The 21,253-nt window shown below is 73.8% G+C and carries 19 protein-coding genes and 1 pseudogene; 8 read left to right on the top strand and 12 right to left on the bottom strand.

Translation table 11 applies throughout. The features are described 5' to 3' along the window. Positions 1 to 290: 290 nt before the first annotated feature. Positions 291 to 1,595 (bottom strand): annotated as a pseudogene (locus GA0070611_RS24110) (M14 family metallopeptidase); the annotation flags it as partial. Positions 1,596 to 1,766: 171 nt separating this feature from the next. Between GA0070611_RS24110 and GA0070611_RS24105 the strand changes: the two are divergent. Together GA0070611_RS24105 and GA0070611_RS24100 are read left to right on the top strand one after the other, a co-directional pair. Next, a complete protein-coding gene (locus GA0070611_RS24105) occupies positions 1,767 to 3,098 on the top strand; it encodes a C39 family peptidase (RefSeq protein WP_091668564.1) in 1,332 nt (443 codons plus the stop codon). A 29-nt stretch (positions 3,099 to 3,127) separates the two neighbouring features. Continuing rightward, a complete protein-coding gene (locus tag GA0070611_RS24100; protein WP_091668561.1) occupies positions 3,128 to 4,468 on the top strand; it encodes a C39 family peptidase in 1,341 nt (446 codons plus the stop codon). A gap of 42 nt (positions 4,469 to 4,510) precedes the next feature. Here the strand turns inward: GA0070611_RS24100 and GA0070611_RS24095 are convergent, their stop codons facing one another. The 5 genes from GA0070611_RS24095 to mqnE form a co-directional block, all read right to left on the bottom strand. Then, positions 4,511 to 4,951: a hypothetical protein gene (locus tag GA0070611_RS24095; RefSeq protein WP_157740380.1), complete on the bottom strand. Its 441-nt coding sequence runs from the start codon at positions 4,949 to 4,951 to the stop codon at positions 4,511 to 4,513. 118 nt (positions 4,952 to 5,069) lie between these two features. Further along, positions 5,070 to 5,546 (bottom strand): hypothetical protein, encoded by a 477-nt coding sequence (locus GA0070611_RS24090; RefSeq protein ID WP_091668552.1) that lies wholly within the window; start codon positions 5,544 to 5,546, stop codon positions 5,070 to 5,072. A gap of 81 nt (positions 5,547 to 5,627) precedes the next feature. Then, positions 5,628 to 5,909 (bottom strand): DUF4229 domain-containing protein, encoded by a 282-nt coding sequence (locus GA0070611_RS24085; RefSeq protein WP_091668547.1) that lies wholly within the window; start codon positions 5,907 to 5,909, stop codon positions 5,628 to 5,630. 20 nt (positions 5,910 to 5,929) lie between these two features. After that, positions 5,930 to 6,358 (bottom strand): hypothetical protein, encoded by a 429-nt coding sequence (locus GA0070611_RS24080; protein WP_091668543.1) that lies wholly within the window; start codon positions 6,356 to 6,358, stop codon positions 5,930 to 5,932. Positions 6,359 to 6,369: 11 nt separating this feature from the next. After that, positions 6,370 to 7,539 (bottom strand): aminofutalosine synthase MqnE, encoded by a 1,170-nt coding sequence (mqnE, locus tag GA0070611_RS24075; protein ID WP_091668538.1) that lies wholly within the window; start codon positions 7,537 to 7,539, stop codon positions 6,370 to 6,372. A gap of 242 nt (positions 7,540 to 7,781) precedes the next feature. Between mqnE and GA0070611_RS24070 the strand changes: the two genes are divergently transcribed. The 4 genes from GA0070611_RS24070 (at position 7,782) to GA0070611_RS24055 (ending at position 14,015) form a co-directional block, all read left to right on the top strand. Further along, positions 7,782 to 9,362, top strand: a complete 1,581-nt coding sequence (locus GA0070611_RS24070; protein ID WP_167604466.1) for a C40 family peptidase — start codon at positions 7,782 to 7,784, stop codon at positions 9,360 to 9,362. Positions 9,363 to 9,474: 112 nt separating this feature from the next. Then, complete coding sequence (locus tag GA0070611_RS32310) at positions 9,475 to 11,037, top strand: hypothetical protein (RefSeq protein ID WP_157740379.1); 1,563 nt, start codon at positions 9,475 to 9,477, stop codon at positions 11,035 to 11,037. Between the two features lie 186 nt (positions 11,038 to 11,223). Continuing rightward, positions 11,224 to 13,290: a DEAD/DEAH box helicase gene (locus GA0070611_RS24060; RefSeq protein WP_407940386.1), complete on the top strand. Its 2,067-nt coding sequence runs from the start codon at positions 11,224 to 11,226 to the stop codon at positions 13,288 to 13,290. 104 nt (positions 13,291 to 13,394) lie between these two features. Next, complete coding sequence (locus tag GA0070611_RS24055) at positions 13,395 to 14,015, top strand: putative glycolipid-binding domain-containing protein (RefSeq protein WP_091673377.1); 621 nt, start codon at positions 13,395 to 13,397, stop codon at positions 14,013 to 14,015. 3 nt (positions 14,016 to 14,018) lie between these two features. On the opposite strand, the gene cds1 is transcribed toward GA0070611_RS24055, so the two are convergent. Genes cds1 through GA0070611_RS24040 form a run of 3 tightly spaced genes read right to left on the bottom strand, consistent with a single transcriptional unit; the run spans position 14,019 to position 16,463 of the window. Then, a complete protein-coding gene (cds1, locus tag GA0070611_RS24050) occupies positions 14,019 to 15,110 on the bottom strand; it encodes an L-cysteine desulfhydrase Cds1 (RefSeq protein ID WP_091668534.1) in 1,092 nt (363 codons plus the stop codon). Between the two features lie 10 nt (positions 15,111 to 15,120). Then, the gene (locus tag GA0070611_RS24045) at positions 15,121 to 15,963 is read right to left on the bottom strand and encodes an SDR family NAD(P)-dependent oxidoreductase (protein WP_091668529.1); all 843 of its coding nucleotides are present in this window, start codon (positions 15,961 to 15,963) and stop codon (positions 15,121 to 15,123) included. 41 nt (positions 15,964 to 16,004) lie between these two features. Further along, a complete protein-coding gene (locus GA0070611_RS24040; protein ID WP_091668525.1) occupies positions 16,005 to 16,463 on the bottom strand; it encodes an Lrp/AsnC family transcriptional regulator in 459 nt (152 codons plus the stop codon). Between the two features lie 267 nt (positions 16,464 to 16,730). Between GA0070611_RS24040 and GA0070611_RS24035 the strand changes: the two genes are divergently transcribed. Next, a complete protein-coding gene (locus tag GA0070611_RS24035; RefSeq protein ID WP_091668522.1) occupies positions 16,731 to 16,997 on the top strand; it encodes a BldC family transcriptional regulator in 267 nt (88 codons plus the stop codon). 27 nt (positions 16,998 to 17,024) lie between these two features. Here the strand turns inward: GA0070611_RS24035 and GA0070611_RS24030 are convergent, their stop codons facing one another. Next, on the bottom strand, positions 17,025 to 17,669 hold the full coding sequence (locus GA0070611_RS24030; protein WP_091668519.1) for a UbiX family flavin prenyltransferase: 645 nt from the start codon (positions 17,667 to 17,669) through the stop codon (positions 17,025 to 17,027). Positions 17,670 to 17,793: 124 nt separating this feature from the next. On the opposite strand from GA0070611_RS24030, the gene GA0070611_RS24025 reads away from it, so the two are divergent. Continuing rightward, on the top strand, positions 17,794 to 18,759 hold the full coding sequence (locus GA0070611_RS24025) for a terpene synthase family protein (protein ID WP_091673375.1): 966 nt from the start codon (positions 17,794 to 17,796) through the stop codon (positions 18,757 to 18,759). Between the two features lie 15 nt (positions 18,760 to 18,774). Here the strand turns inward: GA0070611_RS24025 and mqnP are convergent, their stop codons facing one another. Both mqnP and GA0070611_RS24015 read right to left on the bottom strand, forming a co-directional pair. Continuing rightward, positions 18,775 to 19,680 carry a menaquinone biosynthesis prenyltransferase MqnP gene (gene mqnP / locus GA0070611_RS24020; RefSeq protein WP_091668516.1) on the bottom strand — a complete coding sequence of 302 codons (906 nt, stop codon included), beginning with the start codon at positions 19,678 to 19,680 and terminating at the stop codon, positions 18,775 to 18,777. Next, positions 19,680 to 21,140, bottom strand: a complete 1,461-nt coding sequence (locus GA0070611_RS24015; protein WP_091668511.1) for a menaquinone biosynthesis decarboxylase — start codon at positions 21,138 to 21,140, stop codon at positions 19,680 to 19,682. The genes mqnP and GA0070611_RS24015 overlap by 1 nt, the downstream gene beginning before the upstream one ends. Positions 21,141 to 21,253 lie beyond the last annotated feature (113 nt).

Genomic DNA, 21,253 nt, shown 5'->3' with positions numbered 1-21,253 from the left:
TGGTGCTTCGCCGACAGGGAACGCGGGGCGGCCCGTCCGCGAGGCGCCCTTCCTCGAAGGCGCGTGTCGCGACCGACCGCAGGCGACCTGGCTCGTCCCCGCTGCCGGTGCGGCCGGTGGGCCGACGCCGGGCGGGGCATCACAGTTGCGGGACAGCGCCGGTTTCGCACCGGCTTCGCTGCGGGTTGGTCGGTAGCACGGTAGCGCACGACCAGCGGAGATCGTCCGGACGGGCGGGGTGGGTGGGGCCCCCAAGGGGGTTCGGGGCCCCACCCACGGGTTTCAGGTCAGCAGTAGGTGCTCTGCTTGCCGATCGCCCGGTACGGGCAGTCGGCGTACTCGGACAGCAGCAGGACGGCCTCCTTGTTGCGGGAGGTCTGGGCGGGGATCACCTCGTCGGGCGGGTAGAAGCCGCCGCCGGAGGACGAGCCCGGGTACATCTCGAAGGTGTACGCCCAGATCTTGTGGACGCCCCACATCCAGTCGATGCTGGTGCCGTCGGCGATGTAGAGGTCGCTGGACTGTTCCGGGGTGTAGCCGTTGCTCGACGCCAACTGCCGGCCGATGGTGGCGAAGGTGTTGTACTGGTCGGCGGTCATCCCGGTGGCGGTGTCGCTGTACGTGTAGCCGTACGGCCAGAGCACCAGCTGCGAGTAGGTGTGGAAGTCGATGTTCGCCTTGATCTGCTGCACCCCGCCGACGACCCGGCTGTTGACGAAGTTGCGCAGCGCCGCCGTCTCCGGGGCGGAGAAGGCCGACGGGCCCCGGTAGGTGTCCGACGACTTCGAGCCGGACGAGCCGCCGCAGCAGCCCCACTGGTAGCTCCAGTTGCGGTTCAGGTCGGTGCCGACGTACGTCGAGCCGCTGTTGGGCTGCCGGTTCTTCCGCCAGGACCGGTACGAGCCGGTGGCGATGTCGTACTCGCTGCCGTCGGGGTTGACGGTCGGGACGATCCAGATCTCCCGCGAGTTGACGATGTTGGTGATCCGGGAGTCGGTGCCGTAGCCGTCGGTGAAGAGATTGAGCAGGTAGATCGCCATCTCGACGGTCAGGTGCTCGCGGGCGTGCTGCTGGGCGTTGAAGAGGATCTCCGGCTCGTTCTCGTCGGTGCCGACGTTGTCGGAGATCTTCACCGCCATCAGGTCACGACCCTGGTAGGACGTGCCGATGCTGATCTTGCGGGCGATGGCGGGATGGTCGGCGACCACCTGGTTCACCACCGCGGTCAACTCGGCGTAGTCGTGGTAGTTGGAGTCGGCCGGCGGGAAGGCGTACGCGGTGGCCCCGCCGGCGGGCGCGGGGGTGGTCTCGCGTTCCAGACCGAAGCCGAGCCGGGTGATGGCCCGGGCCTCGGCGCGGGTGGCCGAGACGTACAGCCGGCCGTCCTCGACGTAGTCGATGGCCGCGCCGGTGCGGGCGACGGCGTTCCGGTCGGCCAGGGTGCGCGGCCCGACCACCCGGTAGGCGGTGGCGGCGGGCTCCGGTTCGGGGGCCGGCCGGGCGGCGGCCGGCGCGGCGAGGGCGGTGACGAGGGTCAGGCCGGCGGCGGCGGCGAGCGCGAGCCGGCGGCGGAGCGGTGACGTGCGGAGGGCCATGGATTCCTCCTCGGGGTACGTCATATGTTCATATCAACATTCGTCGTTGTGATGCGTCATCCCGACCGGATCCTCACGCCGGCAATGATTTTCCATGCGCCGACCTCTGGCGAAACTTCCTTCCAGGCGCGACAGTGAACGGCAACGATGTCGTCCTCCTGTGGAGCTGCCATGGTCAAGACATCCCTGCGCGCGACCGCCGTCGCCGGCCTCGCCGCGCTCGCCCTCCTCGGCCCCGTCGCACCCGCCGCCGCCGGCCGTCCGGCGACCGGCGGCACCGCCGTCACCCACGACGAACAGATCACCTGGCAGGGCTGGTCGGGCACCGGTTGGTCCGCCGGCACCGGCGCCGGCACCACGGCCACCGCCGCCGGCCTCACCCTGGCCACCCCGGTCGGCACCACCGTCTACCGGGACCCGCACACCGGCATCCGACGCACCTGGGCGTACGGGACCTGGACCGCGCCGGTCACCCAGGTCGGCTTCGGCGCGACCGAACTGGTCGCCTCGTGGAACGCCGACACCCCGGCCGGCACCTGGCTCCAGGTCGAGGTCCAGGGCACCTACACCACCGGCACCCGGACCCCCTGGTACGTGCTGGGCCGCTGGGCCTCCGGCGACGCCGACATCAAGCGGACCAGCGTCGACAAGCAGACCGACAAGACCTCCAGCGTCTGGACCGACACCCTCGCCATCGACAACCCGGCCGGCGGGACGCTGCTGCGGGCGCACCAGCTCCGGGTGACCCTCTACCGGGACCCGGCGTCCACCGCCACCCCCGTGCTCCGCTCGGTGGGCGCGATGAGCTCGAACGTCCCGGACCGGTTCACCGTCGCGCCGAGCGCCGGCGGCACCGCCTGGGGCACCGAGCTGGCCGTGCCGCGCTACTCCCAGGAGATCCACGCCGGGCAGTACCCCGAGTACGACGGCGGCGGCGAGGCCTGGTGCTCACCCACCTCCACCGAGATGCTGGTCGAGTACTGGGGCCGCAAGCCGGCCGACACCTCCTGGGTCGACCCGACGTACGCCGACCCGACCGTCGACCACGCCGCCCGGATGACCTACGACTACCAGTACCAGGGCGCCGGCAACTGGCCGTTCAACACCGCGTACGCGGCCGGCTTCCCCGGGCTGGAGGCCAAGGTGACGCGGCTGCACTCCCTGGCCGAGCTGGAGTACTTCATCGCCGCCGGGATCCCCGTGGCGACCAGCGTGTCCTTCCTCGCCAGCGAGCTGGACGGGGCGGGCTACGGCACCTCCGGGCACCTGATGACGGTGATCGGCTTCACCGCCACCGGCGACGTGATCGCCAACGACCCCGCCTCGCCGACCGACGCCGCCGTCCGGCACGTCTACCAGCGGGACCAGTTCGAACAGATCTGGCTCCGGACCAGACGGACCACCGCCAGCGGCGGCACCGGCAGCGGCTCCGGCGGCATCGTCTACCTGATCAAGCCCACCACGGTGGCCTGGCCGACGGTGGCCGGCTCCACCAACTGGTGACCCACCCCTTCACACCCTGCGGAGTTCACATGGTCAGACCAGCCCTGCGCGCGGTCGCCCTCGCCGGCGTCGCCGCGCTAGCCCTGCTCGGCACGGCGGTCCCCGCCCAGGCCGACAACAACCTGCCGGTCGTCGCGCACGACGAGCAGATCACCTTCCAGGAGTTCTCGAAGTACCCGGACTGGCGCGGCGGCACCCACCAGGGCACCTACGCCGTCCCCGGGCACCGCACCGGGATCACCATCGGCCAGCCGGCCGGCACCACCGCGTTCACCGACGAGCACACCGGCACCGCCCGCACCTGGGAGTACGCCACCTGGACCTCCCCGGAGCAGCAGGTCGGCTTCGACGCCGGCGAACTGGTCGCCTCGTGGAACGCCGACACCCCGGCCGGCACCTGGATCCAGGTCGAGCTGCACGGCACCTACAACACCGGCGCGCAGACCCCCTGGTACGTGATGGGCCGCTGGGCCTCCGGCGACCAGGACATCAAGCGGGCCACCCTGGACGGTCAGGGTGACCCCTGGTCGAGCATCTGGACCGACACGTTCTCCATCGACGACGCGAAGGCCGGGGTGCTGCTGCGGTCGTACCAGCTCCGGCTGACCCTCTACCGGGCGCCGGGACAGGCCGCGTCGCCCACGGTCCGGATGCTGGGCGCGATGAGCTCCAACGTGCCGGACCGGTTCACCGTCGCGCCGAGCAAGGGCGGCATCGCCTGGGGCACCGAGCTGGCCGTGCCGCGCTACTCGCAGAACATCCACAAGGGCGAGTACCCGGAGTACGACAACGGCGGCGAGGCCTGGTGCTCGCCGACCTCCACCGAGATGGTGGTCGAGTACTGGGGGCGCAAGCCGTCCGCCGAGGACACCGCCTGGGTGAACCCGGCGTACGCCGACCCGACCGTCGACCACGCCGCCCGGATGACCTACGACTACGAGTACGAGGGCGCCGGCAACTGGCCGTTCAACACCGCGTACGCGGCCAGCTTCCCCGGCCTGGACGCCCGGGTCACCCGGCTGCACTCGCTGGACGAGGTGGAGCGCTTCATCAAGGCGGGCATCCCGGTGGTCACCTCGCAGTCCTTCCTCGCCAGCGAGCTGGACGGGGCGAACTACGGCACCTCCGGGCACCTCTTCGTGGTGGTCGGCTTCACCGCCGACGGTGACGTGATCGTCAACGACCCCGCCTCGTCCTCGGACGACGCGGTGCGCAACGTCTACAAGCGGTCCCAGTTCGAGCAGATCTGGCTGCGCACCAAGCGGTACCGGGCGAACGGCACGGTGGCCGGCGGCTCGGGTGGCATCGCGTACCTGATCAAGCCGGCGGACCGGCCGTGGCCGGTCGTCCCGGGCTCGACCAACTGGTGAGGTGACGCGGGCCCGGCCGCCGAGCGGGGAGGCCGGGCCCCGTCACGCCGATCGACGCCTCCGGCGGCGCACCGACAGGATGACCATGCGCACCAGGAACGCCGCGAGGACCAGACCACCCGCGGTCATCGCGAGGGCCCACACCAGGCTCGGCCCGCCGGAGGTGGAGTAGACCGCGCCCCGCTCGCCGGTGTCCAACGCCGGCTCGGTGGACCCGGGGGTCATCTTCTCCGGGCCGTCCAGCAGCATGACGTCGGTCCTCCGCGCTACCCCGTCGTCCGCCGTGAAGTCGCCGTACACGAAACACGCCTTCCGGCACTCCAGGCGGGTGGCGGTGAAGGTGCCACGTGTGCCGTCACCCACCTGCGCCCGCCAGGACGGAGCGATGCCTGCGGCACCACCAACCAGGCATACCACCATCGTCGCGGTCACGAGGATCCAGAACATCGATCCCCAGAACCGGTCGCGGAACTTGTTCGGCACGGCCGACATGGTAGGGAGCCGCCGCCAACGTGCTCCCACCGGCACGGACGCCGCCGCCGGCGACGATCAGACCGTCGCGGCCGGCGCGCCGGAGAGGAGCGGCGGCAGCCGGCCGCCCTCAGCCCGGCGCCGGGGTACGGACCCACCGGTCGCCCAGCGCCCGACCACGCCGGCGCCTGATCGTCCGGAGGACCAGCAGCACCCAGCCGACCCCGGCCAGGGCGGCGGCGAGGGCCATCCCGGTGATCAGCAGGAAGGTCTCGCCGCCGTCGGTGCAGAAGACCCCCCGGCTGGCCCCGGTGTCCCGGGCCGGCGCGGTGCCGCCCACCGCCAGCCCGGACGGGGCGTCGTAGAGCAGGACGTCCCGGCGTACGGCGCCGCCGCCTGCCGGGGCGAAGTCACCGGACCAGGTGCAGCTCCGCCGGCCGCAGTGGTGGTCGACGGCGGTGAAGGTGCCGGCCGTGCCGGCCCCGCGCTCCGCCTGCCAGGCGGGCAGCACGTCCGGCCCGACGAACGCCAGCCCCAGCACGGCGATGACCGGCAGGCCGACCCAGAGGAAGACCCTTCCGCGCCACCGACGGATGAACTCCAGCACGGGGAGCGACCCTAGTGCGGCGGCGACCCGCCCGCTGCCCCGTCGCGCCCGTGGCCCCGTTCCCCGGCCGTCGGCCGTGGATCAGCTCCGCTGCTCGCCCGGGCCGTCCTCGGCGGGCTGGTCGTCGCCGGCCAGGGCGGAGCGCAGCCGCTCCTTCTCCGCCCGCCGTCGCTCCGACGCCTCGGCCATCTCCCCGGCCATCTCGTCCCGCCAGCCCTTGAGCAGGAAGAACGAGAGCGCGGCGGAGAAGACCAGCGCCAGCATCAGCCGCAGGAACATGTTCATGTCGACGAACCAGAGGGCCGCCAGCACCGCGACGAACAGCCCGATCCGGCCCAGCGTGTACTTGACCGCCGCGCTCACGCTCGTACTCCTTCTTCCGCTCAGCCCGTACGCCGGGCCAGCCAGTGGACGCCAGGGAACCAGACCACCGCGTAGACCACGGTGAAGACCGTCGCGGCCAGCGCGCCGGAGAGCAGCGGCGGCAGCCCGGCGGTCAGGCCCGCCGCGAGCAGCCCGGCGAGCACCCCGAGCGCGATCCCGGCCAGCGCCGCGACCACCCGGGCCGCGCCGAACTCCCAGGCCCGGAAGTCGTCCCAGAAGAGCCAGACCGGCAGGATCACCGCAAGCCAGCCGTTGGTACGCCCGAACCCGCCGGCACCCATGGTGGCGAACGCCCACTCGAAGAGCACCAGCGCGAGCACGCCGATGACCAGGCCGGCGAGGCTCACCCCGAGCAGGTCGCCGAGGGTGGCGATCCGGCCCTCTGCGTCCCGCCGGGGGAAGCCGCGCTGCTGCTCCTCGGTGCTCATCGACGCGCCGGTCAGGCCCAGACCTGCTGCGGCTCGGCCCGCCGCTCGGCCATCGACGGGGCGGCGTCGTACTCGCGGACGACCTCGTAGCGGGTGTTCCGCTCGACCGGGCGGAAGCCGGCGTCCCAGATCAGGTGCAGCAGGTCGTCGCGGTGCATGGTGTTCGGCGTGCCGTACGAGTCGGCGTCGTGGGTGATCTTGTATTCCACGACCGAGCCGTCCAGGTCGTCCACACCGAAGTTCAACGACAGCTGGGCCACCGAGAGACCGTGCATCACCCAGAAGTTCTTCAGGTGCGGGATGTTGTCGAAGAGCAGCCGGGACACGGCGAAGGTCTTCAGCGACTCGGCCGGCGAGGCCATCGTGGTCTCGGCCTGGATCCGGTTACGGATCTTGCCGTCCGCGCTGTCCACGAAGTCGTGCTGGTAGCGCAGCGGGATGAAGACCTGGAAGCCGCCGGTCTCGTCCTGGAGCTCCCGCAGCCGCAGCACGTGGTCGACCCGGTGCCGGGGCTCCTCGATGTGGCCGTAGAGCATCGTCGACGGGGTCTTCATGCCCTTCGAGTGGGCCAGCCGGTGGATCCGCGACCAGTCCTCCCAGTGGCAGGCGTGGTCGACGATGTGCTGCCGGACCTCCCAGTCGAAGATCTCCGCGCCACCACCGGTCAGCGACTCCAGGCCGGCGTCCATCAGCTCGTCGAGGATCTCGTCGGCGCTCAGCCCGGAGATCTTCTCGAACCACTGCACCTCGGTGGCGGTGAACGCCTTGAGGTTGACGTTCGGCAGCGCGGCCTTCAGCTCGCGCAGCACCTTCGGGTAGTAGCGCCAGGGCAGCGTCGGGTGCAGGCCGTTGACGATGTGCAGCTCGGTGAGCTGCTCGTCCTCCATCTCCTTGGCCTTGCGGACCGCCTCGTCGATGCGCATCGTGTACGCGTCCTTCTCGCCCGGCTTGCGCTGGAACGAGCAGTACGCGCAGCTCGCGCTGCACACGTTGGTCAGGTTCAGGTGCCGGTTGACGTTGAACATCACCCGGTCGCCGTTCAGCTCGGTACGCCGGTGGTGCGCCAGCCGCCCCAGCCAGGCGAGGTCGTCGCTGTCGTAGAGGGCGATCCCGTCCTCACGGGTCAGCCGCTCCCCCGCGTACACCTTCGCTTCGAGCTCGCGCTTGAGTCCGGCGTCCATCGAAAGCCACGTCCCTTCCACCTGCGGTCCCGGTCGAGCGTACGTCGCTGCGCCGACCGACCGACGGCCCGGTCATCCGCAGCGACGAACTTCACCGGCCGCCCGGCTGTCCGTCACGCTCCGCACATCGACAGGCCTGCCCTCCGTGAGGTAAGACAGGGTGGGGCGGAACACACACTGGTACCGTCCCGGTTCACCGCGCCCATCGAGCGCGGGAGGCACCAGACCGGACGGGGAGCGGAATGGTCGACAGCAGGCGGGTCCGACGGCAGCGACGCGGGGGCCCGGTGATCTCGCCGGTGCTGCGCCCGAAGCTCTGGGCCGCCCTGCTCGGCGTGGTGGCGGCGGCCGCGATGGCCACCCCCGCCTGGGCCGACCCCCTGCCGGACACGGTGCCCGACACCGGGCTGCGGCCGCCCCAGGTCAGCGTGCAGATCCCCGGCCTGCCCGGCCAGCCCGCCGGTGGCCTGGCCACCACCGCCCCGGTCACCAACCCGGCCGGCGGCCCGTTGATGGCGCAGGTGAACGCCGCCGAGACGCAGGTCGCCCAGCTCGGCGAGAACCTGGTCCGGGTCAAGGGCGAGCGTGACGACGCGCAGGCCCAGCTCACCCTCGCCACCACGACGCTCCAGCAGGCCCGCGACGCGCTCGCCCGGGCCCAGGAGAAGGCGAGGAACGCCGCCGCCGACGCGGTCAAGGCCGACGCCGCGCTGCCACCCGGCGCGTTCGGGTCGGACCTGCGCCAGCTCGACGCCCTCCAGCGGATCACCCGTGGCGACAAGGCGCAGGGGGCGACCACCGCCGTCGACGGCGAGGTCGCCCGGGCCACCAGCGCCGCGCAGATCGCCCAGCGGGCGTACGACTCGGCGCAGCAGCGCGCCACCGAGAAGGCGGCCGAGTACGTCAAGGTCGAGGGCGACCTGCACCGGCAGGAAGCCGCGCTGCTGAAGCTGCGCAAGGACAACTCGGCCCTGCTGCTGGCAGCCGCCCGCCAGGAGGACGCGGCCGAGCAGCAGCTCGGCGGCGGCTACGTGGTCAACCAGAACGTCAGCGGGCTGGCCGCCCACCCGACCGCGCTGGCCGCGGTGCGCTACGCCCTCGCCCAGCTCGGCGACCCCTACCTCTGGGCGGCCGAGGGGCCGGACCGCTTCGACTGCTCCGGGCTGATGCTCGCGTCGTACCAGGCGGCCGGTTACCAGGGGCTGCCCCGGGTCTCCCGGGACCAGTACTACGCGACCCGCACCCGGACGGTCGACCCGAACGCGCTGCTCCCCGGCGACCTGCTCTTCTTCGCCTCGGGCAGCAGCTGGACGAGCATCCACCACGTCGCCATGTACATCGGCAACGGCAAGATGGTCGAGGCGCCCCGCACCGGCGACGTCGTCAAGATCTCGGTGGTCCGGTGGAGCCGGCTCTACGCCGCCACCCGGGTGGTCGGCGGGGTGCCCGGCCCGGCCACGTCCCCCCCGGCTGTCCCGGCCACGCCGGCTCCGGCACCCGGCGCGACGAAGACGCCGAAGCCGAAGCCGACCCCCAGCGCCACCAAGCCGACCCACTCGCCGTCGCCCAGGCCGAGCACGTCGAGCCCGAGCCCGTCGACCTCGCCCAGTTCCTCGCCGACGCCGACGCCGAGCACGTCGCCGTCGCCCACCCCGTCCGACCCGCCCGCCCCGTCCCCGACCGGCGCGACCAGCGAGCCGAGCACGACGACCACCCGGTCGGCCGCGCCGACCAGCAGCGAGTCGAGCACCACCACCCGGTCCGCCGCACCGACCGGCAGCACGGTGGAGAGCGCTTCCGCCGCCGCGAGCAGCGGAAGCTGACCCAACCGTCCGCTCCGACTGTGCTGCCGGGCCGGAATGTGGCACGGTGAGTTCCAGGCACTCCCGGCCGACGCCACGGCGCGGGGGCCAGCGTGGGCGTGAAGGGGCGAACATGGCCGAGCGAGAGGTTCCGGCGGAGGCGGTCCACCCGGGATCCGCCACCGACCCCACCGACCGGCCGGTTGACCCGGGCGCTGCCGAGCGCGGGGCGACCGCCGTCCCGGCAGGATCCACCGTGGTCGCCCGGGCCCGGGTCTCCCTCGCCGGCGCGGCGGTCCCACCACCGGGCCAGGGTCGGCCCGACGCCCCGGCCTCGGCCACCACCTACCGGGCGGGTGCACCCGCGCAGTCCGTCGCGCCCCTGCAACGACGCGAGCCGGCGGCCCCGGTCGCGCCCTCGACCTGGTCCGCCTTCGCCGCCGCGGACCGCCCCGCCGGTTCTCCGGCCGAGCGAGCCGGTACCGGTGCGGCCGCCGCCGAGCCCGACGCCCAGCGAGCCGCCGCCGCCCAGCCGGCCGCCGCCGCCGAGCCGGCCGCCGCCGAACGCGCCGCCGTCGGACTTCCCGCCGCCGAGCCCGTCGAGCCGCCCGCCGCCGGGCCCGCCGTCACGCGGGCCACCACGGTGGCCCCCGGCGCCGCCACCGAGCAGGCCAGCGCCCGTCCGGCCGGGGAGTCCGGCACCGGCGGACCGGTGACCGCGCCCGCGGCGCGGGCCAGTGCCGTCGTGCCGGGGCTGACCCGGGTCACGGCGGACGAGGTCGCCGCCGCCCGGGTGCCGAAGGCCGCCGCCGCGAAGGTGTACCGGGCCGGTCCGGTCAACCCGGAGCCGCCCGAGCCGGCACAGCCGCCGGAGCCGGCACAGCCCCCGACGCCGCCCGGGCCCGAGCCCGAGCCGGCGCCGACACCCGTACCGGGACCGACCCCGCCGTCCCCCGCGCCGCCGGTGCCGGCGCCGGAGCCCCCGCTGCGGCCGACCCCGCCGGTGCCCGCGCCGCCCGTCCCCACGCCGTCCCCCGGCCCGCTGCCACCCGGTCCGGTACCGCCGGTCCCCGGGCCGCCGCTGCCCCCGCCCGGGCCGCCGGTGCCGCCGCCCCCACCCGGCCCCGGCCCGATGCCGGCTCCGCCGTTCCCCCCGCCGCCCGCCATGAGCTTCCCGGCGGGCGGGCCGGTCTCCGCGCCGCCGGCCGGGCCGATCTCCGCGCCGCCGGCCGGGTCGCTCTACGGTTCGGCGGCGTCCGTGTCGGCGCCCCGGACCACGGCCTCCGGATCCGGCCCGGCGGTCCCGTCCGCCGCCCCGGTGCCCGCGCCGCCGGTGGTGCCGGCGCCCGCGCTGCCGAACTGGCCGCCGCCGACCGACCCGACGGGCAGCCGTGGCCGGACGTACCCGGCCGTCACCCCGCCCGGGTCCCGGGACCTGGCCGGGACCGCGTACGGCGGCACCGACGGGCCCGGGTTCGCCACCGTCTCGCTGCCGCACAGCAACCCGCTGGAGAACTCCGGCTCGCTGACCGGGCACATCCTCGCCCAGGGCTGGGCCGAGGACGCCCCGACCACTCGGTCCCGCAACACCCGGGTGGTGATCGTGCTGGCCGCCTCACTCGGCCTGTTGATCGCGATCAGCCTGCTGGTGGTCTTCCTGGCCAACGACGCGCTGAGCGGCCTCACCGGCGGCTGACCGGGGTGAGCCCGCCCACTACCGCTTCGCGGCGCGGTGGCGGTCCGGCCGGACCGCCGTACACTTGTGGGGATCACTGACCCGGCGCGCCGTTAGCGCGCCCATGGGCGATCTTGCGGGCGAATCGGCGGCGTACGGCGCTGCGGCGGGCCATCGCGAAGATGCGCCCCGCTCGAAAGGCATTTCTTGACCACCTACGCTGCCCCCGGCACGTCCTCGTCCGCAGATCAGCTCTCCACGCCGGAACTCCCGGCCACCGACACCACCGACTTCGCCGCGCTGGGGCTGCCCCGGCAGCTCGTCGAGGCGCTCGCCCGGCAGGGCATCACCACCCCGTTCGAGATCCAGCGCGCCACCATGCCGGACGCGCTGGCCGGGCGGGACGTGCTCGGCCGGGGCCAGACCGGCTCCGGCAAGACGCTCGCCTTCGGGCTGCCGGTGATCGCCCGGCTCGCCGACCGGAACCGGGCCCGGCCGCTGCACCCCCGGGCCCTGGTCCTGGTGCCGACCCGCGAGCTGGCCATGCAGGTCAACGACGCGCTGGTGCCGCTCGGCAAGGCGGTCGGCATCTTCCTCAAGACCGCCGTCGGCGGCGTCCCGTACGACCGGCAGATCGACGCGCTGCGCCGGGGCGTGGAGATCGTCGTGGCCACCCCCGGGCGGCTCGGCGACCTGATCGAGCGCGGCGTCTGCAAGCTGGACGACGTCGAGATCACCGTGCTGGACGAGGCCGACCAGATGGCCGACATGGGCTTCCTGCCCGAGGTCACCCAGCTGCTCGCGAAGACCCCGGCGGACGCCCAGCGGCTGCTCTTCTCGGCCACCCTGGACAACGACGTCGACTCGCTGGTCAAGCGGTTCATGACCGACCCGGTCACGCACTCCACCGCACCGGCCACCGCGGCGGTGTCCACCATGGACCACCACCTGCTGCTGATCCCGCCGCACGACAAGTTCGCCGTCGCGGCGTCCATCGCGGCCCGGGACGGCCGCACCATGCTCTTCGCCCGTACGCAGCTCGGTGTCGACCGGCTGGTCGAGCAGCTCACCGCGGTGGGGGTTCGCGCCGGTGGGCTGCACGGCGGCAAGACCCAGCGGATGCGTACCCGGACGCTGGCCGAGTTCCGTGAGGGCCGGATGAACGTGCTGGTCGCCACCGACGTGGCGGCCCGGGGCATCCACGTCGACGGGGTCTCCCTGGTGCTGCACGTGGACCCGCCGAAGGACCCGAAGGACTACCTGCACCGGGCCGGCCGTACGGCGCGTGCCGGCGAGTCGGGCGCGGTGGCCACCCTGGTGCTGCCGAAGCAGCGCCGGACCACCCTGGCCATGTTGGAGAAGGCGGGCGTCGAGCCGGCCGAGGCGCGGGTGCGCGCGGGTGACGCGGCGCTGGCCGAGCTGACCGGCGCGCGGGAGCCCAGCGGCGTACCGGTCCGCGACGAGCCCGAGTCCCGCCGCGACCGCCCGTCCGGTGCCCGCCGCTTCGGCGAGCGCGACGGCCGGCGCTTCGGCGACCGGGACGGCGGGGGCGAGCGGCGCTACGGCGACCGCGACGGTCGGGGCGAGCGCCGCTACGGCGACCGGCCCTCGGCCGACCGGGACGGACGCGGTTTCTCCGACCGGGGTGAGCGGCGCTTCGGCGACCGCGACCAGCAGCGCGGCGACGGCTACGGCCGGCCCTCCGGTGAGCGGCGCTTCGGTGACCGGGAGCGCGGTCCGGCCGAGCGGCGCTTCGGCGACCGCCCGGCCGGTGAGCGTGGCGACCGGCGCTTCGACGACCGGTCCTCGGCCGGCAGCAGGCGCGGTTACGGCGACCGGCCGTCGTCGGGCGGGCGCAGCTTCGGCGACCGCCCCTCGTCCGGCGGCGAGCGCGGTTACGGCGACCGGTCCTCGTCCGGCGGCGGGCGGGGTTACGACGACCGGGACGGGCGGGGCGAGCGTCGCTTCGGCGACCGGCCCGGCGCGGAGCGCGGTTCCGCCGACCACGGCCAGCGCGGCTCGTCCGACCGGGACCGGGGTTCGTACGATCGCGGCTCGTCCGACCGGGACCGGGGTTCGTACGATCGCGGCTCGTTCGACCGGGACCGCGGCGAGCGACGGTTCGGCGACCGGGACGGCCGGGGCGCGCCGCGGTTCGGCGAGCGGGCCGGCGAGTTCCGGCCGGCGGAGCGCCGGAGCGGCTTCCGCCCCGACGGGCGGGGTCGGGACGACCGGCGTGGCTCCGGCGGTCGGCCGCCGGCGCGTACCCACTGATTTCGGAGCGACGGACGCCGTCGTCGGGCAGCTGCCCGGCGGCGGCGTTTCCGCATCCCGTGCCGGCACCGGCCGGGTGGCGTAACGTCCGATTCATGCCGACCATGCCGAAGTCGCTCTTCTGGACCAGGACCGACACCGCCGGTTCGGAGCACGCCGTCCTCGACGACCGTCAGGGGTTCGCCGCGCAGGGCGTGGCGCTGGCCGTCGACCCGATCCCCTACACCTGCCGCTACCGGCTGGCCGTGGGCGCGGACGGGGTGACCAGCCGGCTGGAGGTCGAGACCGAGGGCGCCGGCTGGTCGCGGAGCGTACGCCTGGAACGGGCCGGGGACGGCTGGCGGGTGCGGACCGGCGAGGAGGGTGACCTGGACGCGGCGCTGCGGGCCGTCGGCCATCCGCCGGCCGGCCTGCCGGGCACCGACGAGCCGGAGCGGCTGGCCGAGGCGCTCGACGTCGACCTGGGCGGTTCGCCGCTGTTCAACACCCTGCCGGTACGCCGGATCGGGTTGACCCGGGCCCCGGCGGACCAGGCGCGGCAGGTCGCCGTGGCCTGGGTGCTGGTGCCCGGCCTGGCGGTGGTCCCCGCCGAGCAGGTCTACACGTCCCTCGGCCCGGGCCGGATCCGGTTCGCCAGCGGCAACTTCACCGCCGACCTGGACGTGGACCCGGACGGCTTCGTGGTCCGCTACCCAGGGCTGGCCGAGCGGGTCGGCCCGCGCTGACGGTCAGGCCGGCCAGGCCCCGGTGGCGAGGAAGCGGTCGATGGTGGCCAGGTGCGGGGCGAGGTCCAGCCCCTGCCCGGCGACCCACTCGTCGGAGTAGTAGGTGTGCGCGTAGCGGTCCCCGGGGTCGCAGATCAGGGTGACCACCGAGCCGGTCCGCCCGGCGGCGAGCAGCTCGGCGATCAACCCGAACGCCCCCCACAGGTTGGTGCCGGTGGAGCCGCCCACCCGGCGGCCGAGGAGCGTCGAGCCGGCCCGCATCGCGGCCAGCGACGCGGCGTCCGGGACCTGGACCATCCGGTCGACCACGGACGGGAGGAAGGACGCCTCGACGGTGGGGCGGCCGATGCCCTCGATCCGCGAGCCGCGCCCGGTCCGGACCGACCAGTCCCCGGCCTGCCAGGCCGGGTAGAAGGCGGAGTTCTCCGGGTCGACCACGCAGAGCTTGGTGGGCAGCCGCCGGTAACGGGCGTAGCGGCCGATGGTGGCGCTGGTGCCGCCGGTCCCCGCGCCCACCACGACCCAGGCCGGTACGGGGTGCCGCTCCAGGGCGAGCTGCGCGTAGATCGACTCGGCGATGTTGTTGTTGCCCCGCCAGTCGGTGGCCCGCTCGGCGTAGGTGAACTGGTCCATGAAGTGGCCGCCGGTGTCCTCGGCGAGCCAGCGCGCCTCGATCACCACCTTCGCCGGGTCCTCGACCAGGTGGCAGCGTCCGCCCTGGAACTCGATCTGGGCGATCTTCTCGGGCGAGGTGGAGGCGGGCATCACCGCGATGAACGGCAGCCCGAGCAGCCGGGCGAAGTACGCCTCGGAGACCGCGGTCGAGCCGGAGGACGCCTCGATGATGGTGGTGCCCTCGCAGATCCAGCCGTTGCAGAGCCCGTAGAGGAAGAGCGAGCGGGCCAGCCGGTGCTTGAGCGAGCCGGTGGGGTGCACCGACTCGTCCTTGAGGTAGAGGTCGATCCCCCACTCCCGGGGCAGCGGGAAGAGGAGCAGGTGGGTGTCGGCGGAGCGGTTGGCGTCCGCCTCGACCGTGGCGATCGCCTCGGTCAGCCAGCTGCGGCCGGCCTCGTCACACCGGTCGAGATGCGTCACGCCGGCAACGTTACAAGCGAGGCCGGCTCGCATCGGCGCGGACCCGGCGGATCTGCCGGCGCTGCCCGGCCCGGCCGGCCGCCCGGACCACCGGGGTGAGCGCCAGGGCCAGCCGGGGGAAGGCGTCCAGGAGCCGGACCTGCGCGCCGCGCCAGCGCGGCAGGCTGACCACCGGACGGGGCCGGCGGGCCAGCCGGACCACCCGGGCGGCCACCCGCTCGGGGCTCAGCAGCGTCCCGGTGAACGAGGCCAGGGCCCCCGGGTCGGCCAGCTTGTCGTGCAGCATGGGCGTCCAGATCCCGTCCGGGCACAGGCACGACACGTGTACGCCCCGGACGCCGGCCATCCGCAGGTCGGCGAGGGTGCCGAGGCTGAACGCGAGCAGCGCGTGCTTGCTGGCCGCATAGACGGTCTCGCCGGGGGCGGCGATCAGCCCGGCGAGCGAGACCACGTTGAGCACGTGCCCGTGTCCCTGGGCGCGCAGCACGGCCAGCGCGGCGAGGGTGCCGTTCATCGCCCCCAGCGTGTTGACCTCGACCAACCGCCGTCGGGTGGCCGGGTCGTGCGTCCAGGCCGGTCCGGTGGCCAGCAGCCCGGCGTTGTTCACCCAGAGCCCGAGCCCACCCGGCGCCCCGGCCGCCTCGGCGGCCACCTCGGCGCAGGCCGCCTCGTCGCGGACGTCCAGGGGGCGGGACCAGCCGCCGAGGGGTGCCGCGACGGCGGCCACGGCGGCGGCGTCCACATCGGTCAGCAGCACCGGCCAGCCGTCGGCGTGCAGCGCGGCGGCGACGGCCCGGCCCAGGCCGCCGGCCGCCCCGGTCACCACGGCCGCGCCGCGCGTCGAGGTCGTCATCGGCGCACGGTAACGCCCCTGGGGCGGCCGGGGCCAGTGCGTCAGGGGCCGGTCTGTTCGATCGGCCGGGGGCGGTTCTCCCACTTGGTGGAGAGCGCGATGCCGGTCCGGGTGGAGGCGACGCCGGCGGTGCGGTTCAGCCGCACGATCAGTTGCTCCAGCTCGGCGATGGTGCCCACCCGCGCCTTGAGCAGGAAGGATTCGACTCCGGCCATGAAGTAGCAGGACTCGATCTCGGGCATCTGCCGGAACGCCTCCAGCACGTCGTCGGTGTCGGCGGTGGAGTCCTCGACGATGCCGATCAGCGCGGTGACCCCGAGCCCGATCGCCTCCGGCTCGACCTCGGCCCGGTACGCCCGGATGACTCCGCCGGTCTCCAGCTTGCCGACCCGCTCGTGCACGGCCGGGGCCGAGAGCCCCACCTGGCGGGCCAGCTCGGCGTACGACAGGCGGGCGTTGCCCCGCAACAGCTCCACCAGGCTCCGGTCGATCGCGTCCACGGGGGATGACCCTATCGTTCCGGCGTAACGCCCGACGCTCGGCACCAGTTGAACATGACGTCAGGTAACCGTTCACAAACCCGTGGTCAGGGGAGTGGAGCGCCGGTACCATTTACTAACTTCTCACTCCGTGCGTTTTTCGCGTTTGGCGGACAGGCCTGTTGGCCGGTGCTGTAATTGCCATACGTCCCTCATGACGGCTCTGGGCTCGCACCGGCCGGGGGCAGTGTGTTCAGCCGGGGGCTTCGTCGACGCGAGGAGGGGGCTGTGGACACTGGAGATCGCCTGCTGACACCGGGTGAGGTCGCTGCGCTGTTTCGGGTTGACCCGAAGACCGTGACCAGATGGGCAGCGGCCGGCCGGATAGGCAGCATCCGGACTCCAGGCGGGCATCGCCGGTTTCGGGAATCCGAGGTGCGGGCCCTGCTTGAGGGGGAGGGCATGCTGGACGAGGCGGAGGACATCGGGAAGGCCCGCAACATGGGCCCGACCGCCTCGACCGGCCCCGGACCGGCCAACGCCGGCATGTACTGAGTCGGTGTCGACCGGGGCGCGGACGGGCTACGCCCCCTCCGCGTCCCGGCGGGCCGCCGCCAGCTCACCCGACCACCGCCGGAACAGGGTGTGCGGCACGCCGAGCGCGTCCAGCACCTTGCCGGCCACGAAGTCGACCAGCTGCGGCGCGGAGGCCGCCGCCCCGGCGCCGTAGAAGCCCGGGCTGGCCGGGAGCACCACGGCACCGGCGTCGTGCAGCGCGATGAGGTGCTCCAGGTGGCTGCGGGTCACCGGGGTCTCCCGGGGCACCACCACCACCGGCCGCCGCTCCTTGAGGTTCACCTCGGCGGCGCGCTGCAACAGATCCTTCGAGAGCCCGATCGAGATGCCGGCGCACGCCGCCGTGCTCGCCGGGACGACGGCCATGCCGCGTATCCGGTAGGAGCCGCTGCTGGGTCCGGCGGCGAGGTCACCGGCGGGCCAGTGCCGCAGGTCCGCGCCGGCCAGGTCACGGCCCAGCCAGGCCGCCAGGTCCTCGGCCCAGTGCGCGTCCCGGAACGGGCGACCGGTCTCGTCGAGGATGGTCAACCGGGCCGCCCGGGAGACGATCAGGTCGACCGCCGCCCCGGCGTCGAGCAGGCCACGGACGACCGCGGCCGCGTACGGCGTGCCGGAGGCCCCGGAGACGCCGACCACCCATGGTTCGCGCATACCGTCCAGCCTGCCTGGTCCGCTCCTGTGGTGCGCAGGGGACCCCCGGGTGCGCACCCGCCCGGCGTCCGGCGCACGGACCTGCCATGCTTCCCGTCGGTGATCCTCGTCGATGGGGGGGCTGATGACGGCGGCGGTGCTCCGGTCGTTGCGCGCGGAGTGCCCGATCGTGCCCCGGCTCTCCCCGTACGCCGACCAGGTCCAGGACTGGCTGGTCGACCAGCTCGACGGGTTGGGCCTGCCGCCGGAGGCCGCCGCCCGGGAACGGCTGGCCCGGGCCGGCTTCGCCCGGTACGCCGGCCGGCTCCACCCCGATGCCGACGAGGCGGACCTGCGGGTGGTGACCGCCCTGTTCACCTGGTTCTTCCTGGTCGACGACGCCTGCGACGGGCCGGGCCGGCCGGATCCGGCGGGCATCCGGGCGCTGCGGGACGGCGCACTGAACCTGCTCCGGGACGGTCCCCGGGTGCGGCATCCCGGCTTCGCCGGTCCGCTGCGGCGGCTGCTGGTGCGGGCCTGGCGGGAGCCCCGACGCCGGATGCCGGCCCGCTGGCGGCTGCGCTTCGCGGACGCGGTCGCCGACCACCTGGACGGCGTCGGGCGGGAGGCGACGGCCCGCGCCGCGGGGCGGGCGCCCGGGGTCGACGAGTACGTGGCGTTGCGCCGGGCGACCTCCGCCGCGTACGTGTCGTACCCGTTGCTGGAGTTCACCGCGGGCCGGCCGCTGCCGGACGCGGTCCACCACCATCCGGCGGTGCGCCGGGTCGGCGAGCGCGCCAACGACCTGCTCTCCTGGTTCAACGACATCGCCTCGCTGGACCGGGACCGGGCCACCGCCGGCGGGCACAACATCGTGCTGGCGGTGGCCGCCGAGCGGCGGGTGCCGGTGCCGACGGCGGTGGAGCTGGTCGCGACGCGGTGGCGGGTCGAGATGGCCCGGTTCGTGGCGCTGCGCGCCGCCGTGCCGTCGTTCGGGCCGGCGCTGGACGGGTCGGTCAGCGCCCATCTCGACGGGGTCGCCGCCACCGTCCGGGGCACCGTCGACTGGACGCTGGAGAGCGCCCGCTATCCGGTGGACGCGGCCGGTTGAGCCGGCCGCGCCCGGTCAGGGGCGCAGGTCGAGGCGGATCACCAGGTCGAGCAGGGCGAAGACGAAGAGCGCGATGCCGACGAAGCCGTTGGCGGTGAAGAACGCCCGGTTGACCTTGCTGAGGTCGGTGGGGCTGACCACCAGGTGCTGGTAGCCGAACGCGACGGCGGTGAGCGCCAGCCCGATCCACCAGAGCCAGCCGAAGCCGACCAGCGCGCCGAACCAGATGAAGAGCACGAAGGTGATCACGTGCGCGACCGTGGAGGCGTGCAGCGCGAAGCGCCGGCCGTACCGGGCGGGGACGCTGTGCACCCCGATCTCCCGGTCGATCTCGGAGTCCTGGCAGGCGTAGATGAGGTCGAAGCCGCCGATCCAGAGGCCCACCGCGGCGCCGAGCAACCAGGCCGGCCAGGAGCCGTCCAGCGTCCCGGTGACCGCCAGCCACGCGCCGACCGGGCCGACCGCCTGCGCGACCGCCAGGATGGCGTGCGGCCAGTTGGTGAACCGCTTGCCGTACGGGTAGACCACCAGCGGCACCACGGCGAGCGGGGCGAGCGCCAGGCAGAGCGGATTGAGCAGGGCGGCGGCAGCCAGGAAGACCACCAGGGCGACGGCCGCGCCGGTCCAGGCCGTGCGCACGCTCACCGCCCCGGTGACCAGTTCCCGGTTGGCGGTACGCGGGTTCCGCGCATCGATCCGCCGATCGAGGATCCGGTTGGCGGCCATGGCGAACGTCCGCGCCCCGACCATCGCCACCGTGATCAGCAGCAGGTCGAGCCAGCGCACCCGCCCGCCGTCGACCTGCATCGCGGTCAGCGCGGACAGGTACGCGAACGGCAGCGCGAACACGGAGTGCTCGATCGCGACGAGCTTGAGGAAGGACGTCACGCGTCCCGGTCGCTCCACCACGGCGGTCGCCATCAGACCCCGTACTCCTTCCAGCGCTTGTCGACCAGCGAGACCACCTCGGGCGACATGGTCATCTCCTCGGGCCAGCCCCGGGTGTACCCCTCGGTGGGCAGCTTGCGGGTCGCGTCGACGCCGGCCTTGCCGCCCCAGAACTGCTGGTACGACGAGTGGTCGAGGTGGTCGACGGGCCCCTCGGTGAGGAGCAGGTCCCGGGCGTAGTCGACGTTGCCGAAGGCGCGGAACGCGACCTCGTTGTAGTCGTGCACGTCGCAGTCCTCGTCGACGATCACGATCAGCTTGGTCAGCGACATCAGGTGCGCGCCCCAGATCGCGTTCATCACCTTCTGCGCGTGCTTGGGGTAGCGCTTGCGGATCGAGATGATCGCGCAGTTGTGGAAGACCCCGGCGGCCGGCAGGTCGTAGTCGACGATGTCCGGGATCATCATCTTCAGTAGCGGCAGGAAGATCCGCTCGGTGGCCTTGCCGAGGCCGTGGTCCTCCTGCGGCGGCTTCGAGGTGACGATCGAGTGGTAGACCGGGTCGCGCTGCATGGTCATCGTCTCGACGTGCAGCACCGGGAACGGCTCGACCGGGGTGTAGAAGCCGGTGTGGTCGCCGAACGGCCCCTCGGGCAGCCGCTCGCCGGGTTCGAGGTAGCCCTCCAGCACCACCTGGGCGTGCGCGGGCACCTGCAACGGCACGGTCAGGCAGTCGACCATCTCCACCCGCTCGCCGCGCAGGAAGCCGGCGAACAGGTATTCGTCGATGTCGCCGGGGAGCGGGGCGGTGGCGGCGTACGAGACGACCGGGTCGCAGCCGATCGCGATGGCGACCGGGAGCCGCTGGCCGAGCCGCTCGGCGACGGCGTGGTGCGCGGTGGAGTCCTTGTGGATCTGCCAGTGCATGCCCAGCGTGTTCCGGCCGTGCTGCTGGAGCCGGTAGAGGCCGAGGTTGCGCTTGCCGGTCTCCGGGTGCTTGGTGTGGGTGAGCCCGAAGTTGTGGAAGATCCCGCCGTCGCCGGGCCACACCTGGAGGCCGGGCAGCCGGCCCAGGTCGACGTCGTCGCCGGAGTAGACCACCTGCTGGCAGGGGGCGGTCTTCACCTTGCGCGGCGGCACCGACTTGAGCTGGAGGACCTTGCCCAGCCCTTCGCGGATGCCGGACCAGCCGACCGGCAGCTCCGGCTTGATCAGCCCGCCGATCCGCTCGCCGATCTCGTCGAGCGACTCGACGCCGAGCGCCATCGCCATCCGCTTCTCGGTGCCGAACAGGTTGACCGCCACCGGCATCTCGCCCCGGGTGGGGCGCTCGAAGAGCAGCGCGGGGCCGCCGGCCCGGACGGTCCGGGTGACCACTTCGCTGATCTCCAGCGTCGGGTCGACCGGGACACTCACCCGCCGCAGCTCGCCCGCGCGCTCCAGCGCCGCGAGGAAGTCCTTGAGATCGGTGTACGGGAAGCCACGAGCCGCCATGTCAGCCAGTCTCCCGCACCCCTTCCCGCGCTGCCCACGCCGGGTCGTGTGATCTGAGGAGGATTCGCTCCGCAACGCCGGCGACCGGGGCCGGCCGCACGGCGGGGCCCGGA

The organism is Micromonospora auratinigra, assembly GCF_900089595.1.
GTDB lineage: Bacteria > Actinomycetota > Actinomycetes > Mycobacteriales > Micromonosporaceae > Micromonospora > Micromonospora auratinigra.
This window is presented reverse-complemented; position numbering and strand designations above follow the sequence as displayed.

Bases quoted from the DNA above. Each gene is read 5' to 3' on its own strand.
- mqnP (WP_091668516.1), bottom strand. From the start codon at position 19,680: ATGGCGACCGCCGTGGTGGAGCGACCGGGACGCGTGACGTCCTTCCTC.
- GA0070611_RS24045 (WP_091668529.1), bottom strand. From the start codon at position 15,963: ATGACGACCTCGACGCGCGGCGCGGCCGTGGTGACCGGGGCGGCCGGC.
- GA0070611_RS24025 (WP_091673375.1), top strand. From the start codon at position 17,794: ATGACGGCGGCGGTGCTCCGGTCGTTGCGCGCGGAGTGCCCGATCGTG.
- GA0070611_RS24030 (WP_091668519.1), bottom strand. From the start codon at position 17,669: ATGCGCGAACCATGGGTGGTCGGCGTCTCCGGGGCCTCCGGCACGCCG.
- GA0070611_RS24100 (WP_091668561.1), top strand. From the start codon at position 3,128: ATGGTCAGACCAGCCCTGCGCGCGGTCGCCCTCGCCGGCGTCGCCGCG.
- GA0070611_RS24015 (WP_091668511.1), bottom strand. From the start codon at position 21,140: ATGGCGGCTCGTGGCTTCCCGTACACCGATCTCAAGGACTTCCTCGCG.
- GA0070611_RS24080 (WP_091668543.1), bottom strand. From the start codon at position 6,358: ATGAGCACCGAGGAGCAGCAGCGCGGCTTCCCCCGGCGGGACGCAGAG.
- GA0070611_RS24055 (WP_091673377.1), top strand. From the start codon at position 13,395: ATGCCGAAGTCGCTCTTCTGGACCAGGACCGACACCGCCGGTTCGGAG.
- GA0070611_RS24105 (WP_091668564.1), top strand. From the start codon at position 1,767: ATGGTCAAGACATCCCTGCGCGCGACCGCCGTCGCCGGCCTCGCCGCG.
- mqnE (WP_091668538.1), bottom strand. From the start codon at position 7,539: ATGGACGCCGGACTCAAGCGCGAGCTCGAAGCGAAGGTGTACGCGGGG.
- GA0070611_RS24070 (WP_167604466.1), top strand. From the start codon at position 7,782: ATGGTCGACAGCAGGCGGGTCCGACGGCAGCGACGCGGGGGCCCGGTG.
- GA0070611_RS32310 (WP_157740379.1), top strand. From the start codon at position 9,475: ATGGCCGAGCGAGAGGTTCCGGCGGAGGCGGTCCACCCGGGATCCGCC.